This window comes from Gemmobacter sp., from assembly GCF_016792925.1.
Taxonomy (GTDB): domain Bacteria; phylum Pseudomonadota; class Alphaproteobacteria; order Rhodobacterales; family Rhodobacteraceae; genus Gemmobacter.
Genome location: NZ_JAEULU010000287.1, coordinates 1 through 14,938, shown reverse-complemented (window position 1 = coordinate 14,938; position 14,938 = coordinate 1). Strand labels below are relative to the sequence as shown.

General features: G+C 67.1%; 17 protein-coding genes, 1 pseudogene and 1 riboswitch. Of the genes and pseudogenes, 12 read left to right on the top strand and 6 right to left on the bottom strand.

The features are described 5' to 3' along the window. Positions 1–422: DUF6446 family protein (locus JNN06_RS13860; RefSeq protein WP_291240185.1), on the bottom strand; the 422-nt coding region annotated here is incomplete at its 3' end. Beyond that, positions 419–1,360: a glycine--tRNA ligase subunit alpha gene (locus JNN06_RS13855; protein WP_291240184.1), complete on the bottom strand. Its 942-nt coding sequence runs from the start codon at positions 1,358–1,360 to the stop codon at positions 419–421. The genes JNN06_RS13855 and JNN06_RS13860, both read right to left, overlap by 4 nt. Positions 1,361–1,628: 268 nt before the next feature. Between JNN06_RS13855 and JNN06_RS13850 the strand changes: the two genes are divergently transcribed. Beyond that, positions 1,629–3,485 carry a trypsin-like peptidase domain-containing protein gene (locus JNN06_RS13850; protein WP_291240183.1) on the top strand — a complete coding sequence of 619 codons (1,857 nt, stop codon included), beginning with the start codon at positions 1,629–1,631 and terminating at the stop codon, positions 3,483–3,485. A gap of 182 nt (positions 3,486–3,667) precedes the next feature. Here JNN06_RS13850 and JNN06_RS13845 read toward each other — a convergent pair whose 3' ends face one another. Continuing rightward, positions 3,668–5,116 carry a potassium transporter TrkG gene (locus tag JNN06_RS13845; RefSeq protein WP_291240182.1) on the bottom strand — a complete coding sequence of 483 codons (1,449 nt, stop codon included), beginning with the start codon at positions 5,114–5,116 and terminating at the stop codon, positions 3,668–3,670. Positions 5,117–5,211: 95 nt separating this feature from the next. On the opposite strand from JNN06_RS13845, the gene JNN06_RS13840 reads away from it, so the two are divergent. From JNN06_RS13840 to JNN06_RS13830, 3 genes are read left to right on the top strand one after another with little or no spacing between them, the layout of a single operon-like run. Next, positions 5,212–5,541, top strand: coding sequence for a metalloregulator ArsR/SmtB family transcription factor (locus JNN06_RS13840; protein WP_291240181.1), 330 nt, complete (start codon positions 5,212–5,214; stop codon positions 5,539–5,541). Further along, the gene (locus JNN06_RS13835) at positions 5,538–6,197 is read left to right on the top strand and encodes an aquaporin (protein WP_291240180.1); all 660 of its coding nucleotides are present in this window, start codon (positions 5,538–5,540) and stop codon (positions 6,195–6,197) included. Before JNN06_RS13840 ends, JNN06_RS13835 begins: the two co-directional genes overlap by 4 nt. Continuing rightward, positions 6,194–6,607, top strand: a complete 414-nt coding sequence (locus JNN06_RS13830) for an arsenate reductase family protein (protein ID WP_291240179.1) — start codon at positions 6,194–6,196, stop codon at positions 6,605–6,607. Before JNN06_RS13835 ends, JNN06_RS13830 begins: the two co-directional genes overlap by 4 nt. Before the next feature lie 24 nt (positions 6,608–6,631). Here JNN06_RS13830 and JNN06_RS13825 read toward each other — a convergent pair whose 3' ends face one another. Beyond that, on the bottom strand, positions 6,632–7,336 hold the full coding sequence (locus tag JNN06_RS13825; RefSeq protein WP_291240178.1) for a DUF1287 domain-containing protein: 705 nt from the start codon (positions 7,334–7,336) through the stop codon (positions 6,632–6,634). Positions 7,337–7,447: 111 nt separating this feature from the next. Here JNN06_RS13825 and JNN06_RS13820 point away from each other — a divergent pair, with 111 nt between their 5' ends. Further along, the gene (locus JNN06_RS13820; protein WP_291240177.1) at positions 7,448–7,573 is read left to right on the top strand and encodes a hypothetical protein; all 126 of its coding nucleotides are present in this window, start codon (positions 7,448–7,450) and stop codon (positions 7,571–7,573) included. Between the two features lie 31 nt (positions 7,574–7,604). On the opposite strand, the gene metZ is transcribed toward JNN06_RS13820, so the two are convergent. Beyond that, positions 7,605–8,789, bottom strand: a complete 1,185-nt coding sequence (gene metZ, locus JNN06_RS13815; protein ID WP_291240176.1) for an O-succinylhomoserine sulfhydrylase — start codon at positions 8,787–8,789, stop codon at positions 7,605–7,607. 52 nt (positions 8,790–8,841) lie between these two features. Then, positions 8,842–8,919: riboswitch (SAM riboswitch) on the bottom strand. A 51-nt stretch (positions 8,920–8,970) separates the two neighbouring features. Here metZ and JNN06_RS13810 point away from each other — a divergent pair. Then, entirely contained in the window at positions 8,971–9,582 is a 612-nt protein-coding gene (locus tag JNN06_RS13810; RefSeq protein ID WP_291240175.1) for a YdeI/OmpD-associated family protein, read from the top strand. Between the two features lie 34 nt (positions 9,583–9,616). Here the strand turns inward: JNN06_RS13810 and JNN06_RS13805 are convergent, their stop codons facing one another. Then, the gene (locus JNN06_RS13805; protein WP_291240174.1) at positions 9,617–10,234 is read right to left on the bottom strand and encodes a lysoplasmalogenase; all 618 of its coding nucleotides are present in this window, start codon (positions 10,232–10,234) and stop codon (positions 9,617–9,619) included. 264 nt (positions 10,235–10,498) lie between these two features. Here JNN06_RS13805 and JNN06_RS13800 point away from each other — a divergent pair, with 264 nt between their 5' ends. The 6 genes and pseudogenes from JNN06_RS13800 to JNN06_RS13775 all read left to right on the top strand — a co-directional run. Then, on the top strand, positions 10,499–11,581 hold the full coding sequence (locus tag JNN06_RS13800; RefSeq protein WP_291240173.1) for an alkane 1-monooxygenase: 1,083 nt from the start codon (positions 10,499–10,501) through the stop codon (positions 11,579–11,581). A 30-nt stretch (positions 11,582–11,611) separates the two neighbouring features. Beyond that, complete coding sequence (locus tag JNN06_RS13795) at positions 11,612–12,238, top strand: DUF4178 domain-containing protein (protein ID WP_291240172.1); 627 nt, start codon at positions 11,612–11,614, stop codon at positions 12,236–12,238. Continuing rightward, positions 12,235–13,524 (top strand): DUF4178 domain-containing protein, encoded by a 1,290-nt coding sequence (locus JNN06_RS13790; protein ID WP_291240171.1) that lies wholly within the window; start codon positions 12,235–12,237, stop codon positions 13,522–13,524. Before JNN06_RS13795 ends, JNN06_RS13790 begins: the two co-directional genes overlap by 4 nt. 3 nt (positions 13,525–13,527) lie before the next feature. Beyond that, positions 13,528–13,698, top strand: coding sequence for a hypothetical protein (locus tag JNN06_RS13785; protein ID WP_291240170.1), 171 nt, complete (start codon positions 13,528–13,530; stop codon positions 13,696–13,698). Between the two features lie 29 nt (positions 13,699–13,727). Beyond that, positions 13,728–13,955 (top strand): DUF350 domain-containing protein, encoded by a 228-nt coding sequence (locus JNN06_RS13780; RefSeq protein ID WP_291240169.1) that lies wholly within the window; start codon positions 13,728–13,730, stop codon positions 13,953–13,955. Next, positions 13,952–14,938 (top strand): annotated as a pseudogene (locus tag JNN06_RS13775) (spermidine synthase); the annotation flags it as partial. The gene JNN06_RS13780 and the pseudogene JNN06_RS13775, both read left to right, overlap by 4 nt.

The following is a 14,938-nucleotide window of genomic DNA, read 5'->3' as shown; positions in this document are numbered from 1 at the left end:
GGGAAGACCGCCACCACCCGGTCGACGCCGCGCGTGATGTCGGCCACCGAGAGAAAGGCAATCGCCTCGCCCGATTGCAGCGCCGAGGTGATCCGCCCCGCATCGAAACAGTCGAACCACGGCGGCGCCACCAGAGGCGTGGCCTTGTCATAGACCCGATAGGTCTCGGTCAGCAAAGCCTGGCTCAGCGGCGTGTGGAAACAGGCCCGGAACCGCAGCGGCGAGCTGTCGCTGTCGATCCCCTCCACATTCTCGGCCACGATGACCTCGGGCGCCTCGCCGATGATCGGCGTCAGGGCGATCTCCGCCCCGGTCTGGAAGGCCGCCGGTTTGTAAAAGGCGTAAAGCTGGGCATACCAGATGCCCAGACCCGCCAAAGCCGCCGCAATCACGATGCCACCCCCGACGATCTTGCCATTCAAAGCAACCCCTCCACCGAGGCGCCCGCCTCCGTCTGCACAAACGCATCGGCGCATTTCTTGGCCAGCGCGCGGACGCGGCCGATATAGGCCTGACGCTCGGTGACCGAGATCACCCCGCGCGCGTCCAGCAGGTTGAACAGATGGCTGGCCTTGATCGTCTGGTCATAGGCGGGATGCGCCATGATGATGCGCTTGCCGGTTTTCGGGTCTTCCGCCGGGAAATCCAGCAGGCGCTGGCATTCGGCCTCGGCATCCTCGAAATGGCGCAAGAGCATCTCGGTCGTGGCGCCATCAAAGTTGTGGCGCGAATATTCTTCCTCGGTCTGGCGGAAAATATCGCCATAGCTCAGCGGGATCGGGCTGTCGGGATCGTTGAAGGGCATCTCCATCACGTGATCAATGCCCAGCACATACATCGCCAGCCGCTCCAACCCATAGGTCAGCTCGCCGGAAACCGGGCGGCAATCATGGCCGCCGACCTGCTGGAAATAGGTGAACTGGCTCACCTCCATGCCGTCGCACCAGACCTCCCAGCCCAGACCCCAGGCGCCCAGCGTCGGGCTTTCCCAGTCATCCTCGACAAAGCGGATGTCATGCAGGCTGGTGTCGATGCCGATGGCCTGGAGGCTGCCCAGATAGAGATCTTGCAGATCGGGCGGGCTGGGTTTGATCAGCACCTGATACTGGTAATAATGCTGCAAACGGTTCGGGTTCTCGCCATAGCGCCCGTCGGTCGGGCGGCGCGAGGGCTGCACATAGGCCGCCGCCCAGGGCTTGTTGCCCAGGCTGCGCAGCGTGGTGGCCGGGTGAAAGGTGCCCGCGCCCACTTCCATGTCATAGGGCTGCAACACGGCACAGCCCTTGGCGCCCCAATAGGTCATCAGCCGCAGGATGATCTCCTGAAAGCTGCGGGGCGTGGTCACGGCAGAGGCGGTCATCGCGGGTCTCCTTGCGGATGGGCTGGCGGCGGCCCGCCATGCGACAGCATCGGGGCCAAAACATCGGGGGCCGAAACATCAGGGCCGGGCTTTTGGCTTTCCATAGGCAAGCCGCGTTCAGGCGTCAATGTGCCGTGCAGCCCTTCGCGCCGCCATTCCGGCGCGCAAAGCTCGCGCAACTGTCAGAGGCCCCGCCCCTTTCGCATTTGCAAGCAGCCCTGCCTGCGTGTAACGGAAGGGCCGACCATTGTGACGGGACCGTTATCTGATGAAGCAAGTGATCTGTGCCATGGCCCTGCTGGCCGCCCCGGCCCTGACGGCCAGCCTCGCGCCGCAGGCCGCCTCGGCCCAGGACAGCCGCCAGGCCACGGGCCAGCGCGCCGCGCAAGACAGCATCTGGCTCCAGATCGAGGCGCAGCCCTCGCTTGACATCGCGCAGGAACGCGCCCGCGCCTATGCCGCCCTGTTTCCCGATGTGGCGGGCTTTGACACCCGCGGCTGGTTCGCCATCGCGCTTGGCCCCTATGCCGACCGCGCCGCCGCCGAGGCCCGGCTGCGCCAGCTGAAGGATGAAGGGCTGGTGCCCGCCGACAGCTTCATCGCCTTTGGCCGCGATTACCGCGATGCCTTCTGGCCCGCCGCCGCGACCCCGGCCCCCGCAGCGCCGACCCCGCCCGCCCCTGCGGTGGAAGACCCGCTGCTCGCGCTCCCCGCCGAACCCGCGCCAGAGATGCTACCAGAGACGCTCCCCGAGCCAATCCCCGAAGCCGTTGCAGAACCCGCCCCCCCGGCCTTCCTCGAGGAAACCCCCGCCGAGGCCCGCGCCGCCGAGGCCGCGCTGGACCAGACCGCCCGCGAGAAACTGCAAACCGCGCTGCAATGGTTCGGCTTCTACGACGCCCGCGTCGATGGCGCCTTTGGCCCCGGCACCCGCAAAAGCATGGCGGCCTGGCAAGAGGCCAACGGGCTGGAACCGACCGGCACCCTCACCACCATGCAGCGCGAAACCCTGGTCGCCGCCTATGATCAGGCGCAAGCCGAACTGGGCCTCGCCACCGTCACCGAACCCGAGGCCGGGATCGAGATCACCCTGCCCACCGCCATGGTCGAATTCGACCATTTCGAGCCGCCCTTCGTGCATTACCGCGAAAAGAACGCCTCCGGCGTCAAGGTCATCCTGATCTCGCAACCGGGCGATCAATCCACGCTTTACGGCCTCTATGACGTGCTGCAAACGCTGGAAATCGTGCCACTTTCGGGCGAACGCACCCGCTCGGAACGCAGCTTCACCATTGACGGGCGGTCAGAGAAACTGGCCAGCCACGCCTATGCCGAACTGTCGAAAGGGCTGGTGAAAGGCTATATCCTCAGCTGGAACCCGGCCGAGGAGGAACGGATGACCCGCGTGCTGGCGGCCATGCAATCCAGCTTCCGCTCGCTGGGCGACAAGGCGCTGGATCCCGGCCTCGTGCCGCTCTCGGATGAGGGGCGCAAGGGCCTGCTGTCGGGGCTGGAAGTGCGCCGCCCGGCCCTGTCGCGCTCGGGCTTCTATGTCGATGCCAGCGGCACCGTCGCCACCGTGACCGAGGCGGTGGAGGGCTGCAACCGCATCACCCTCGACCTGCGCACCGATGCCACCGTGATCTCCACCGATGCGGGCACCGGCCTTGCGCTGCTGAAACCCGCCAAACCGCTGGCGCCCCCCGCCGTGGCGCAACTCCTCTCCGGCCCCGCGCGCGAAGGGCAGGAAATCGCGGTGTCCGGCTATAGCTATGAGGACAAACTGCCCGCCCCCACGCTCACCTTCGGCGCGCTGGAAGAGATGAAGGGCCTGAACGGCGAAACCGGCGTGGCGCGGCTCAGCCTCGACGCGCTGCCCGGCGATGCCGGCGGCCCGGTGCTGGATGGCGCAGGCACGGTGATCGGCATGCTCTTGCCCCGCGACGTGACCGGCGCACGCAAACTGCCCGACAGCGTGTCCTACGCCCTGCAAGCCGCCACCCTCGCCCCGCGCCTGACCGATGCCGGCCTCACCCCGCAAGCCTCCCCCCGCTCCGGCGCGCTGGCCCCCGAAGACCTCAACCGCCTGGCCGAGGGCATGACGGTGCTGGTCTCCTGCTGGTAAGACAGCACCTGTGACCCACACCAGAAAGGGGGCGCTCGCGCCCCCTCTTTGCTGCGCAAATTCACCCCCTGAGGATATTTGAGCCAAGATGAAAGTGAGGCCTGCGCCTTCATCTTGGCCCAAATATCCTCGGGGGGAGCGCCAAAGGCGCGTGGGGGGCAGACAGCCCCCCGCCTGTCCTGTCAGCCGCGCCAGAAGCGGGGCATCAGCACCACCAGAAAGGCCAGCAGCGACAAGCGCCCCAGCAGCATGGCCAGCGTCATGATCCAGATCGCCGCCTCGGGAAAGGCGCCATAGGTGCCGGTGGCGGCCACGCCCGGGCCAATGCCATAGCCGATATTGCCGATCGAGGACCAGATCGAGAACACCGCCGTCTGCATGTCGATCCCGGTCAGCGTCAGCCCCACGCTCAGCACGCCGATGATCAGGATATAGCTGCATACGAACATCATCACGCCGTTCAGCGCCTCCGGGTCCACCGTGCGCCCGGCATAGCGCACCGGCTCCACCCGGTTCGGCATGCCGATCTGGCGCAGCTGCGCTCGCACCGCCGCCATGGTGATCTGCACCCGGAACACCGTCAGCGCCCCGGAAGACGAGCCCGAGCAGCCGCCGATCACCCCGATGACAAAGGTGACCACCAGCACAAATCCGCCCGGCGCCGCGTAATCGCCGCTGAAGAAGCCCGTCCCCGTCATCACCGAGACCACGTTGAACAGCGTCACGCGGAACACCGGCTCGGGCGCGCCGCCATGCACCCAAAGCCGCCAGAAGGTCAGCAGCAGCGCCACTGCCAGCATCCATTTCAGGTAAGACCGCACCTGCGCATCCTGCCACAGCGCCTCTTGCCGCCCGGTCAGCATCTGCACATAGCGGATATAGGGGATGGCCGCGACCGTCATGAAGAACGCCCCGGCATATTCCCCCGCCCCCGCATAGGTGTTGAACGAGGCATCCTGCGGCGAGAACCCGCCTGTGGCGATGGTGGCAAAGGCATGCACCACCGCATCCAGCGCGCTCATCCCCAGTGCCTTGTAGGTGATCAGGCAGGCCAGCGTCAGCCCGGCATAGACCCCCAGCAGCGACAGCGCGATGTCGCGCGCCCGTGGCAGCACCTTGCCGAATGTGTCGAATCCTTCGGTCTTGAAGAACTGCATCCCGCCCACCTGCATCACCGGCAGGAAGATCATGGCGATGAAGGCGATCCCCAAGCCCCCCAGCCAATTGAGCATCCCGCGCCACAGGTTCATCCCCTCCGGCAGGTCGCTGAGGCCCACAATGACGGTCGAGCCGGTGGTGGTGATGCCCGAGACCGTCTCGAAATAGGCCCGCGTGAAATCCAGCCCCGGCGCGCCCAGCATCAGCGGCAGCACCGCAAAGCCCGGCAGCACCACCCAGATGCCCAGCGTCAGCAGAAAGGCCGCGCGCAGGTCAAAGCCGCGCTTCAGGCTTCCGGCGGTGGCCAGCGTCACCAGCCCGCCCAGGCCCGCCGTGATCAGCGCCGCTTGCAGCATGGCACCCGCATTGCCATTGCCCATCGCCTGATCCAGCGCCGCCGGCAGCAGCATCAAGCCACCCAGCAGCAGGACCAGACGACCAAGGATATTTGCAACGGGCGCGAGCGATACCATGGCGCGACCTTTCCCCGCCTTCGCCCGCCCTGTCAACCGGCCTCCCGCACCAGCCCCCCCTTGCACCGCCTTATCACTTCCATTATTCCAGAAGCATGGAATCAACACAAGCCCTCGCCGCCTTTGGCGCCCTGTCGCAAGAGACCCGCCTTGCCGCCCTGCGCCTGCTGATCGCCGCCGGGCCGCAGGGCCTTGCAGCGGGGCAGTTGGCCACGCAACTGGCCGTTCCCGCCAATACGTTGTCGGCGCATCTGAACACGCTCAGTCAGGCGGGCCTTGTCACCAGCCACCGCGACGGGCGCCGCGTGATCTACACCGCCCGAACCGAGACCATGGCTGCCCTCATCGCCTATCTGACCCGCGATTGCTGCGGCGGCGCGCCAAACCTGTGCTTCACCGCCCCTTTCGGCACGGACCAGCCATGACCCTCCGCCTGCGGCCCATCCTCGCCGAGGCTCTGGGCACCGCCGCCCTCACCGCCACCGTCATCGGCTCCGGCATCATGGCCGATACGCTCTCGCCCGATGATGGCGTGGCGCTGCTGGGCAATACGCTGGCGACGGCGGCGATGCTGTATCTGCTGATCACCACCCTTGGCCCGGTCTCGGGGGCGCAGTTCAACCCGGTGGTCAGTCTGGTCTGCCTGCTGCGCCACCACCTGACGCTGCCGCTGTTCGGGGCCTATCTGCTGGCGCAGATCGCAGGCGGCCTGTCCGGGGTGGCGCTGGCCCATGCCATGTTCGACCTGCCGCTCTGGCAACACGGCCTCACCCCGCGCCATGGCCCCGGCCAATGGCTGTCCGAAGGGGTGGCGAGTTTCGGCCTCATCGCCACCATCCTCGCCGGCCAAAGCACCCGCGGCAACACCGCGGCCCTTGTCGCCGCCTATATCGCCGCCGCCTATTGGTTCACCGCCTCCACCAGCTTTGCCAACCCCGCCGTGACGCTGGCCCGCGCCTTCACCGGCACGTTTTCCGGCATCCGGCTGGCCGATACGCCCGCTTTCGCGCTGGCCCAGATCGCAGGCGCGCTGCTGGCGGCATTCCTCCTCCCTTGGCTGCTGGAAAGGCCCCGCCAATGATCGTCATCCATCACAACCCCGATTGCGGCACCTCGCGCAATGTTCTTTCCATCCTGCTGGCGGCGGGCGAGCAGCCGGTCATCCTCGATTACCTCTCGGAGGGTTGGACCCGGTCGCAACTGCTCGGCCTGTTCGCCGCCGCCGGGTTGACCCCGCGTCAGGCCCTGCGCCGCACGAAATCCCCGGCCGAGGCGCTGGGCCTGCTGGAGGCCGATGATGAGACCATCCTGCAAGCCATGCTGCTGCACCCGGTCCTCGTCAATCGCCCGATTGTCTGCACCCCCAAAGGTGTGCGCCTGTGCCGCCCCTCCGAGCAGGTGCTGGACCTGCTGGACCGCCTGCCCCCCGGCCCGCTGTTCAAGGAGGATGGCGAAATGCTGATCGACGCCGGGGGCCGCCGTCTTGGCTGATGCCCTCAGAAGGGGGCGCGCGCCCTACCGCTGCACCGCCCCCGCCAGCCGCGCCACCAGCGCCGCAGTCAGCCGGAAATGCCCGGTGATCTGCCACTCGAACAGCCGGTCCTCCACCCGCGCCCCCGCGCCGACATTATGCACGATCAAGGGCCGCAGCCCGTCGCCGCTCGAGCGGTTGGTCACGATCATCACATGGGTCTGACCATCGGGAAACAGCGCGGTGACAATATCCCCCGCCGAATAATCGCGCGCCTCGGCACTCACCGGCAGCGCGGCGCCCGCGCGGGTCAGAAACACCTCCAGATTGGGCACCCGGCGGTGGTCGATATTGCGGTCGGTCTTTTTCAGCCCCCAGCGTTTCGGATATTTGGCAAAGGCCGCGCGCATATCCTCATGCACCGCCTGTTGCAGATCAATCCCGAGGCCATCGCGCAGCGCCCGGATCAGCACATCGGTGCAAACGCCCCGGTCACGCGGCACATCCCCGCCGGGATAACTCAACTGCACATAGGCCGGATCATAGCTGAGCGTCACCCCCACCTGAGCCTCCGCCGCCCGCACCAGCGCCCCCGCCTCCGGCCCCATGGCCCCCCAGGGCGCCGCCTCCGGCACCGAGGGCGCGCGCAGCCCATTCCCCAAAACCTGCGCCCCCAACCGCGCCTGCTGCGGATAGATCCCCGCCAGCACCACGCCCGCCAAAAGCACCAAACCCATCACCCGCCACATGGAAAGCTCCCCTGAAAGCGTCAGCCTAATACCTTGCCGTCCAACACGCCACCCGGAGCAGGCCGACCACCATTTCCCCGCCCTTGGTTGCGATGTCAGCGCAGGCACCAGTTGCTCCGGCTTCCCGGCCTCGTCTATGCCGCCCTGTTCCGCCCCGGCGCGGATGGCACGGTGCGCGAGGAAGGTGGCATCGACCCCGCGATTTCCGCTGCCCTCTCCAAACTCCTCACCAAATGACAAAGGCCGCCCGGTGGGGCGGCCTTTTCGTTCAAACCCGGTCCAGCCCGCGTTTCAGATCGGCGATCAGGTCGCCCGCGTCCTCCAAGCCGACCGACAGCCGGATCAGCCCCGGCGTGATGCCAAGGCTGGCCTTCTGCGCCTCGGGCAGGCGCTGGTGAGTGGTCGTCGCCGGGTGGGTGGCAATGGATTTCGCATCACCCAGATTGTTGGAAATCTTGATGATCTCCAAGGCATTGATCGCGCGGAACGCCGCTTCCTTGCCACCCTTCACCTCAAAGGCCACCATGGTGCCACCCACGCCCATCTGCGCCATGGCCAGATCATGCTGCGGATGGCTGGCCAGCCCCGGGAAGATCACCTTCGACAGCCGGTCATCCGCCGCCAGCGCGGTTGCGACCGTCAAGGCACTCTCGGCCATCGCCCGGCAGCGCAGGTCCAGCGTCGCCATGCCGTTCAGCATGATCCAGGCGGTGAACGGGCTCATCGAGCCGCCCGTGTGCTTCATATAGGGCTCAACCACCTTGCGGATGAACTCTTGCGTGCCGCAGATCACGCCCCCCAGCGCGCGGCCCTGCCCGTCGATATGCTTGGTGGTGGAATACACCACCACATCCGCGCCCAGATCGACCGCCCGGCTGAAGATCGGGGTCGAGAACACATTGTCCACCACCACCAAGGCCCCCGCCGCATGGGCGATCTCCGACACAGCGGCAATATCCACCAATTCCAGCGTCGGGTTCGACATGCTTTCAAAGAACACCGCCTTGGTGACCCCCGGCCGCATCGCCGCCCGCCATTGATCCAGATCGGCGCCATCAACGAACGTCACCTCGACGCCATAGCGCCCAAGGATCTCCTCCAGAATATACAGGCAAGAGCCGAACAGCGCCCGCGCCGACACCACATGATCCCCGGCCCGCAGCATCGAGACCAGCGCGCCATTCACCGCCGCCATGCCGCTGGCGGTGGCAAAGGCATCCTCGGTGCCCTCCAGCGCCGCGATGCGCTCCTCGAACATCCGGGTCGTGGGGTTGCCGTAACGGGCATAGATGAACTCATCGCCCTCGGTCTTGACGAAGCGCGCCTCCGCCGCCTCGGCGGTGGGATAGACAAACCCTTGGGTCAGGAAGATCGCCTCGGCCATCTCGCCATATTGGCTGCGGCGGCTGCCCTCATGCACCAGCGTGGTGCGCGTCTTCCAATCCTTGCTCATCTTCGCCTCCGGCCCATCCGGCCATGAAAAAACCCCGAAAACCAAAAGGTTCCGGGGTTGATCCCTCACCTTTTTAGCGGTTTGTTTAACGTGGCCCGCAATCCGGTCTCAAAGCGCCACGGCAAGGGGTTTACGCCTGCCACCGGCCAAGGTCAACATGCCGCGCAACAGGGAGGCCGTGATGATCACCGAAATCGAGGCGTATTTCGCCAAGGGCTGTGGCCGCTGCCCGCGCTTCGCCACGCCGGACTGTTCGGCGCTCAGATGGGCCGAGGGGCTGGCGGCCCTGCGCGCGCTTTGCCTTGGCGCCGGGCTGACCGAGACGGTGAAATGGGGCCAGCCCTGCTATACCCATGCCGGGCGCAATATCGCCATTCTGGGCGCCTTTCGCGGCGATTTCCGCCTGACCCTGTTCGACGCCGCCCGGCTGAGCGCGCCCGAGGGCCTGCTGACCCGGCAAGGCCCGAACAGCCAGACGCCCGACGCGATCCGCTTCACCGCCGCGGATCAGGTGCAGGCCCACGCCGCGGCGATCACGGCGCTGCTGGTCCAATCGCAACGCCTTGGCAAGGCAGAGCCCCGCGCCCCTGCCGCATTTGATCTGCCCGAGGCGCTGCGCATGGCGCTGGCGCAAGACCCCGCGCTGGCCGAGGCCTTCCAGCGCCTGACGCCGGGCCGCCAGCGCAGCCATGCCCTGCATGTCGGCAGCGCCAAGGCCCTTGCCACCCAACAGGCCCGCATCGCCAAACTGCGCCCGCGCATTCTGGCCGGCAAAGGCGCAACCGAAGCGTAAGACCCCGATTTTTCGCAGAAAAATCGCGCAGGCCTCAGCGGCGCACAAAGGCCGCCAAGATCAGCGCCTGCCCCAGCCAATAGGCCGGCCACAGCGCATAAGAAAGCCCCAGCGCCAGCTCTGGCCCGGCGCGAAACAGCGCCAGCGCCAGCATCAGGTCCGAGGCCACGAAGCTCGCCGCCCCCGCCCAAAGCAGGCGCGAGCGATGCGCCGCCGCACAGCCCGCCATCCCGCAGATCACCCCCACATAGGCCCGCACCGGCCACAGCAGCGCGCCGGTATGGGGCGCCAGCCAGATTTCGGTCGAGGCCGCCAGCGCAGCCAGACCCAGCATCACCCAAAGCGGCGGGCGGCGCAGGCCAAACCCCGCCGCATAGGCCAGATGCCCGGCGGCAAAAGCGCCCATCCCGGCCAGAAAGGCCGCCTCGCCGGGACGCGAGAGCCAGAAATCGCCCAGCGCCCCGAGCGCCAGCCCCAGCACGATCAGCCTTGGCGCGCCCCCCAGCGCCCCCGCCAGCGCAAGCAGCGCCACCGCCATGGTTTTCACCGCACTGCCCGCCAGCGGCAGCGGCGCGACGCCCACAAAAGCCAGCTCATAGCCCAGCGCACACAGTGCCGAGATCCCGATCAGCCCCAAAACCAGCGCCCGCATCCCCTGCCCTCCCCGGCTCTCTCGCCCCGGCTCTCTCGACAGACTGCCCCCAAGCCCCGGGCTGCGTCACGCGAAACGCTGCGTCGCGGACCATTCATGAACACGCATTCATAATGGTGCTACATTCCCGAATGATCGGTCACAAATTCGCCCGCGCCCCCCCCGATTTTTCGACGAAAAATCGCCCGTCCTCCCCGTTGCGCCCCGGCGGGAAAGCGCGATACTGGCCCCGGTTGCCGAAGGCCCGGCTCAAAAGGATCGCCAATGCCCCGCCCGTTCCGCCGCGCCCTGCCCCTGCCGCCGATGGCGCTGTTCGCGCTGGCCGCGCTTACGCCCTTTGGGCTGCTCACGCTTGGCATCTGGGCGGGCGGGCTTTGGGTCTTGCCGGGGCTCCTGTATATGGCCCTCCTCACCGCCTGTCTGGATCACCTGATCCGCCTCACCGCCCCCGACGCGCCCGAGGGGGCCGAGTTTCCCGCCGCCGATGCCCTGCTGATCGCCATCGGCCTTGGCCATCTCCTGCTGTTCCCGCTTGCCATCTGGGCCATTGCGGGCGAGAGCGGCCTCTCCCCTGCGGCCCGCGTGATCCTGTTTCTGGGCGCGGGCCAGATCTTCGGCCAGATCTCCAACCCCGCCGCGCATGAGCTGATCCATCGCGGCCAGCGCGGCCTTTATCGCTTGGGCGTCGCGCTCTATGCCACGATGCTGAACGCCCATCACGCTTCGGCGCATCGGCTGGTGCATCACCGCCATGTCGCCACGCCGCTCGACCCCAATTCGGCCCGCGCGGGCGAGAGCTTTTATCGCTTTCTGCCGCGTGCCTATCTCGGCTCGTTCCGCGCCGGTTTCGCCGCCGAATCCGAGATGCTGGCCCGCAAAGCCCCCCATAGCGCAAATGGCTTGCATCCCTATGCCCTCTACCTGCCAGCCCAAGCCGCCGCCCTCGCCTTCGGCTATGCGCTGGCCGGTTGGGCCGGGCTGGCGGTCTGGGTGGCGCTGGCCCTCTATGCCACGGCGCAGCTCATGCTGTCGGATTACGTCCAGCATTATGGCCTCAGCCGCGCCCAAACCCCCGATGGCCGCTATGAGCCCGTGGGGGATCGCCACAGCTGGAACGCGCCGCACTGGTTTTCTTCCGGCCTCATGCTCAACGCACCGCGCCATTCCGATCACCACGCCCATCCCGCCCGCCCCTACCCCGCGCTGCGCCTGCCCGAGCCGGAGGCCGCGCCCTGGCTGCCCTGGTCGCTTCCCGTCGCCTCGGCGGTGGCGCTGGTGCCGCCGCTCTGGCACCGCCGGATGAAACACCGCCTCTCCCGCTGGACCTCGCCCCCCGCTTCGCGCTAGGATTGTCAAAGCCGTTCCAAGAGTAGCCCGATGACCGATCTGTCCTGCCCGCAATGCGGCACCGCACAGGCGCCCCGCTTCCGGGCAGCCAAGATGGTCACCTGCCCCTCCTGCGGCACCACGCTGTTTCTGGAAGATGCGGCCGTGCGGCTGGCAGGCGATCAGGGCGTGCTGCACGAACTGCCCGCGCCGGTCCGTCTGGGCGAAGAGTTCCGCCACGGCCCCATCCGCCTGACGCCCCTTGGCTTTCTGCGCTACGATTACGGCCCCGGCACCTGGGACGAATTCTGGTGCATCGACCCCAAGGGCGCGGGCATCTGGCTGTCGGTGGATGAGGGCGAGATGGTGCTGCAAGCCCCGATCCCACAGATCAACGCCCCCAAAACCTCGCCGCATCTGCGCTTGGGCCACCAGATCAGCTTTCAGGGGCTGGATTGGACCATCACCGAAATCGGCACAGCCAAGCTGATCGGCTGGCGCGGCGAATTGCCCTTCGCCGCATATCTCAACGCCCAACACAGCTATCTGAATTGCAGCCGCGGCAACCGCCTGCTCTCCGCCGAACTCTGGCCACGGGAAGATGGCACGCAGGGCAGCCATTGGTCGCTCGGCCAATGGCTCGACCCCTATGACATCCGCAAAAGGACAGGCGCATGAGCCGCGAGACCCTTCGCGCCATCCAATGCCCCGCCTGCGGCGCAGGCCTTGACGTGCTGGGCGGTGGCCGCGTCGCCGTCATGGTCTGCCCCTATTGCACCACCGAACTGGACGCGGTGCAAAACTTCGCCGCCTTGCGCAAATTCGACGGGCTGACCCGCCCCAACACCCCCTTCCGCCTCGGCATGGAGGGCGAGATCGCGGGCATCCGCCACCAGATCATCGGCATTCTGGGTCAGGTGGAGCGCTGGAAGGGTCGCGAATGGCACTGGGCCGAACATCTGCTTTATTCCGAAACCCATGGCTATTCCTGGCTCTCGCTGGAGGATGGCCATTGCCTCTGGTCGCGCCGCATCCGCTGGTCGCTGCCCGAACAGCTGTTCCGCCCCAGCTATGTGAACCAACAGGAACACCGCCCCCATTTCCGCGCCGAGGGGCGCACATGGCATTACCTTGAAAGCACCAGCCAGACCGCCGATTATGTCGAGGGCAGCTTTACCTGGGTGCCGAAACTGGGCGATCTGACCACCTCGCTCAGCTATCTCGCCGATGGCGAGATCCTGACGGTCGAGGCAGGCGCCTCGGAAACCGAACAGACCCTCACCCGCTGGCTGCCCCGCGCCGAGGTCGCCAAAACCTTCGGCATCGCCGAAAGCGACCTGCCGCGCCCGCAGGGCCGCCACCCCGCCGAACCCCTGCCGCAAGGCGATGACCGCTTCGCCCTCACCACCGCAGGCAGCTGCGCCGCGGCCCTGCTGCTGCTGATCGGCGGGCTGAACGCACAAACCCATGTCCTGCTGCCCCGCCAGCCATTCCCGCTCTCCACCCTGCCCCGAACCATTGACCTGCCCGTCACCCAGGCAAACCGCCTGATGGGCATTCACCTCGATAGCAATGTCGAAAACGGCTGGCATGGCTTCGACCTTGAACTGGAAGACCCCGAGGGCAACCTGGTCTTTGAACGCGAGGCTGGCACCAGCTATTACCATGGCCGCGAAGATGGCGAATACTGGACCGAGGGCGACCGCAGCGCCCATGTGACCCTGCGCCCCGCACAGACGGGCACCTATCGCCTGACCGTCGCCAATGGCGGCAGCGAGATGGAACCGGGCGAGGCAGGCCAACCCGCAACCGAGGTCACCCTGCGCGTGGTCGAGGGCGAATACAGCCTGTCCTGGATTCTCCTCGGCCTTGTCGGCCTGCTGGGCCTCGGCGCGGCAGGCCCGCTGCGCCGCTGGATCGCCCGCAAAACCCGCCTGCGCCATGGCGACTGGGACGAGGAGTAAACCATGACCCCCTTCCGCCTCGTCTTTCTGGCCGGTTGCACCGCCACCCTGCTCGGCTCGGGCTGGCTGGCCTATAGCGGCGTCTGGGGCGAAGATGCCCAGACCCGCGCCGCCATCGGCTCGGTCCGCGCCGGCAGCGGCGGCAACAGCTTTGGCAATTCAAGCGTCAAATAACCACGAAACCCATCACAAGGGAGAGGCCCATGGGCATGATCGCAGGCATTCAACTGGCCGAGGTGCTGGCCACCATCGTCTATACCCTGCTCGGGCTGGGACTGTTCGGCTTTTGCTGGTATCTCATCACCCGGGTCGCGCCCTTCTCGGTGGTGAAAGAGATCGAGCATGACCAGAACTCCGCCCTCGCCATCCTGATCGGCGCGCTGTTCATCTCCATCGCCATCATCATCGCCGCCGTGATCATCTCGGGATGATCCCTGCCCAACCGCCTGCCCCACCGCCTGCGCAACCGGACCCGCGCCTCGCGCGCCAGCGCGAAGTCTGGCTGCTGGCCGCCACGCTGCTGGTGGCCGTGGCCGGGCTGATCTACGAGCTGATCGCCGCCACGCTGTCCAGCTATCTGCTGGGCGACAGCGTGCGGCAATTCTCGCTGGTCATCGGGGTGTTTCTGGCCTCGATGGGCTTGGGGGCGTGGCTCTCGCGCTTTGTCGGCAATGCTCTGGGCGGCTTTGTCTGGGCGCAGATCGGGCTGGGGGTGCTGGGCGGCTTCATGGCGCCGCTTTTATATGTCAGCTATGCCGCCATCGGTGTGGTGGAAGGCCCGCTTTACGCCGCCCTCATCGCCGTGGGGGCGCTGTCGGGAATGGAAATTCCGCTGATTGCGCGGGTGCTGAAAGACATTGGCGCGCCGGAGTTTCGCTTCGAGAATGTGCTGTCGGTCGATTACATCGGCGCGCTGGTCGCCTCCATCCTGTTCCCCACGCTCATTCTGCCGCATCTCGGGCTGATGGCCGCCAGCCTCGCCTTCGGGGTGATGAACCTGCTGGTGGCGGGGCTCTCGCTCTGGATCTTCCGGGCCGAGGCCCCCCGCGCCGCGCGGCCCGTCTGGGCGGTGGCGCTGCTGGCGGCCTGTCTGGCGCTTTGGCAATCGGAACGCATGGTCAGCGCCGCCGAGGCGCAGCTTTACGAGGATGACATCATCCTGACCGAGCAAAGCCCCTGGCAGCAGATCACCGTCACCCGCTTCCGCGACCGGGTGCGCCTGTTCCTCGACGGCTCGATCCAGTTCGATACGATGGACGAATACCGCTATCACGAGGCGCTGGTGCATCCCGCCATGGGGCTGGTCGACCGCCCCCGGCGGGTGCTGATCCTGGGCGGCGGCGATGGCATGGCCGCGCGCGAGGTGCTGCGCCACGCCGCGCCTGTCGAAACTGTCCAGCCCGTTACAGTTTCG

Excerpts from the sequence above, each read along its gene's own strand:
- JNN06_RS13855 (WP_291240184.1), bottom strand. The coding sequence starts at position 1,360 with ATGACCGCCTCTGCCGTGACCACGCCCCGCAGCTTTCAGGAGATCATC.
- JNN06_RS13850 (WP_291240183.1), top strand. The coding sequence starts at position 1,629 with ATGAAGCAAGTGATCTGTGCCATGGCCCTGCTGGCCGCCCCGGCCCTG.
- JNN06_RS13845 (WP_291240182.1), bottom strand. The coding sequence starts at position 5,116 with ATGGTATCGCTCGCGCCCGTTGCAAATATCCTTGGTCGTCTGGTCCTG.
- JNN06_RS13840 (WP_291240181.1), top strand. The coding sequence starts at position 5,212 with ATGGAATCAACACAAGCCCTCGCCGCCTTTGGCGCCCTGTCGCAAGAG.
- JNN06_RS13835 (WP_291240180.1), top strand. The coding sequence starts at position 5,538 with ATGACCCTCCGCCTGCGGCCCATCCTCGCCGAGGCTCTGGGCACCGCC.
- JNN06_RS13830 (WP_291240179.1), top strand. The coding sequence starts at position 6,194 with ATGATCGTCATCCATCACAACCCCGATTGCGGCACCTCGCGCAATGTT.
- JNN06_RS13825 (WP_291240178.1), bottom strand. The coding sequence starts at position 7,336 with ATGTGGCGGGTGATGGGTTTGGTGCTTTTGGCGGGCGTGGTGCTGGCG.
- metZ (WP_291240176.1), bottom strand. The coding sequence starts at position 8,789 with ATGAGCAAGGATTGGAAGACGCGCACCACGCTGGTGCATGAGGGCAGC.
- JNN06_RS13810 (WP_291240175.1), top strand. The coding sequence starts at position 8,971 with ATGATCACCGAAATCGAGGCGTATTTCGCCAAGGGCTGTGGCCGCTGC.
- JNN06_RS13805 (WP_291240174.1), bottom strand. The coding sequence starts at position 10,234 with ATGCGGGCGCTGGTTTTGGGGCTGATCGGGATCTCGGCACTGTGTGCG.
- JNN06_RS13800 (WP_291240173.1), top strand. The coding sequence starts at position 10,499 with ATGCCCCGCCCGTTCCGCCGCGCCCTGCCCCTGCCGCCGATGGCGCTG.
- JNN06_RS13795 (WP_291240172.1), top strand. The coding sequence starts at position 11,612 with ATGACCGATCTGTCCTGCCCGCAATGCGGCACCGCACAGGCGCCCCGC.
- JNN06_RS13790 (WP_291240171.1), top strand. The coding sequence starts at position 12,235 with ATGAGCCGCGAGACCCTTCGCGCCATCCAATGCCCCGCCTGCGGCGCA.
- JNN06_RS13785 (WP_291240170.1), top strand. The coding sequence starts at position 13,528 with ATGACCCCCTTCCGCCTCGTCTTTCTGGCCGGTTGCACCGCCACCCTG.
- JNN06_RS13780 (WP_291240169.1), top strand. The coding sequence starts at position 13,728 with ATGGGCATGATCGCAGGCATTCAACTGGCCGAGGTGCTGGCCACCATC.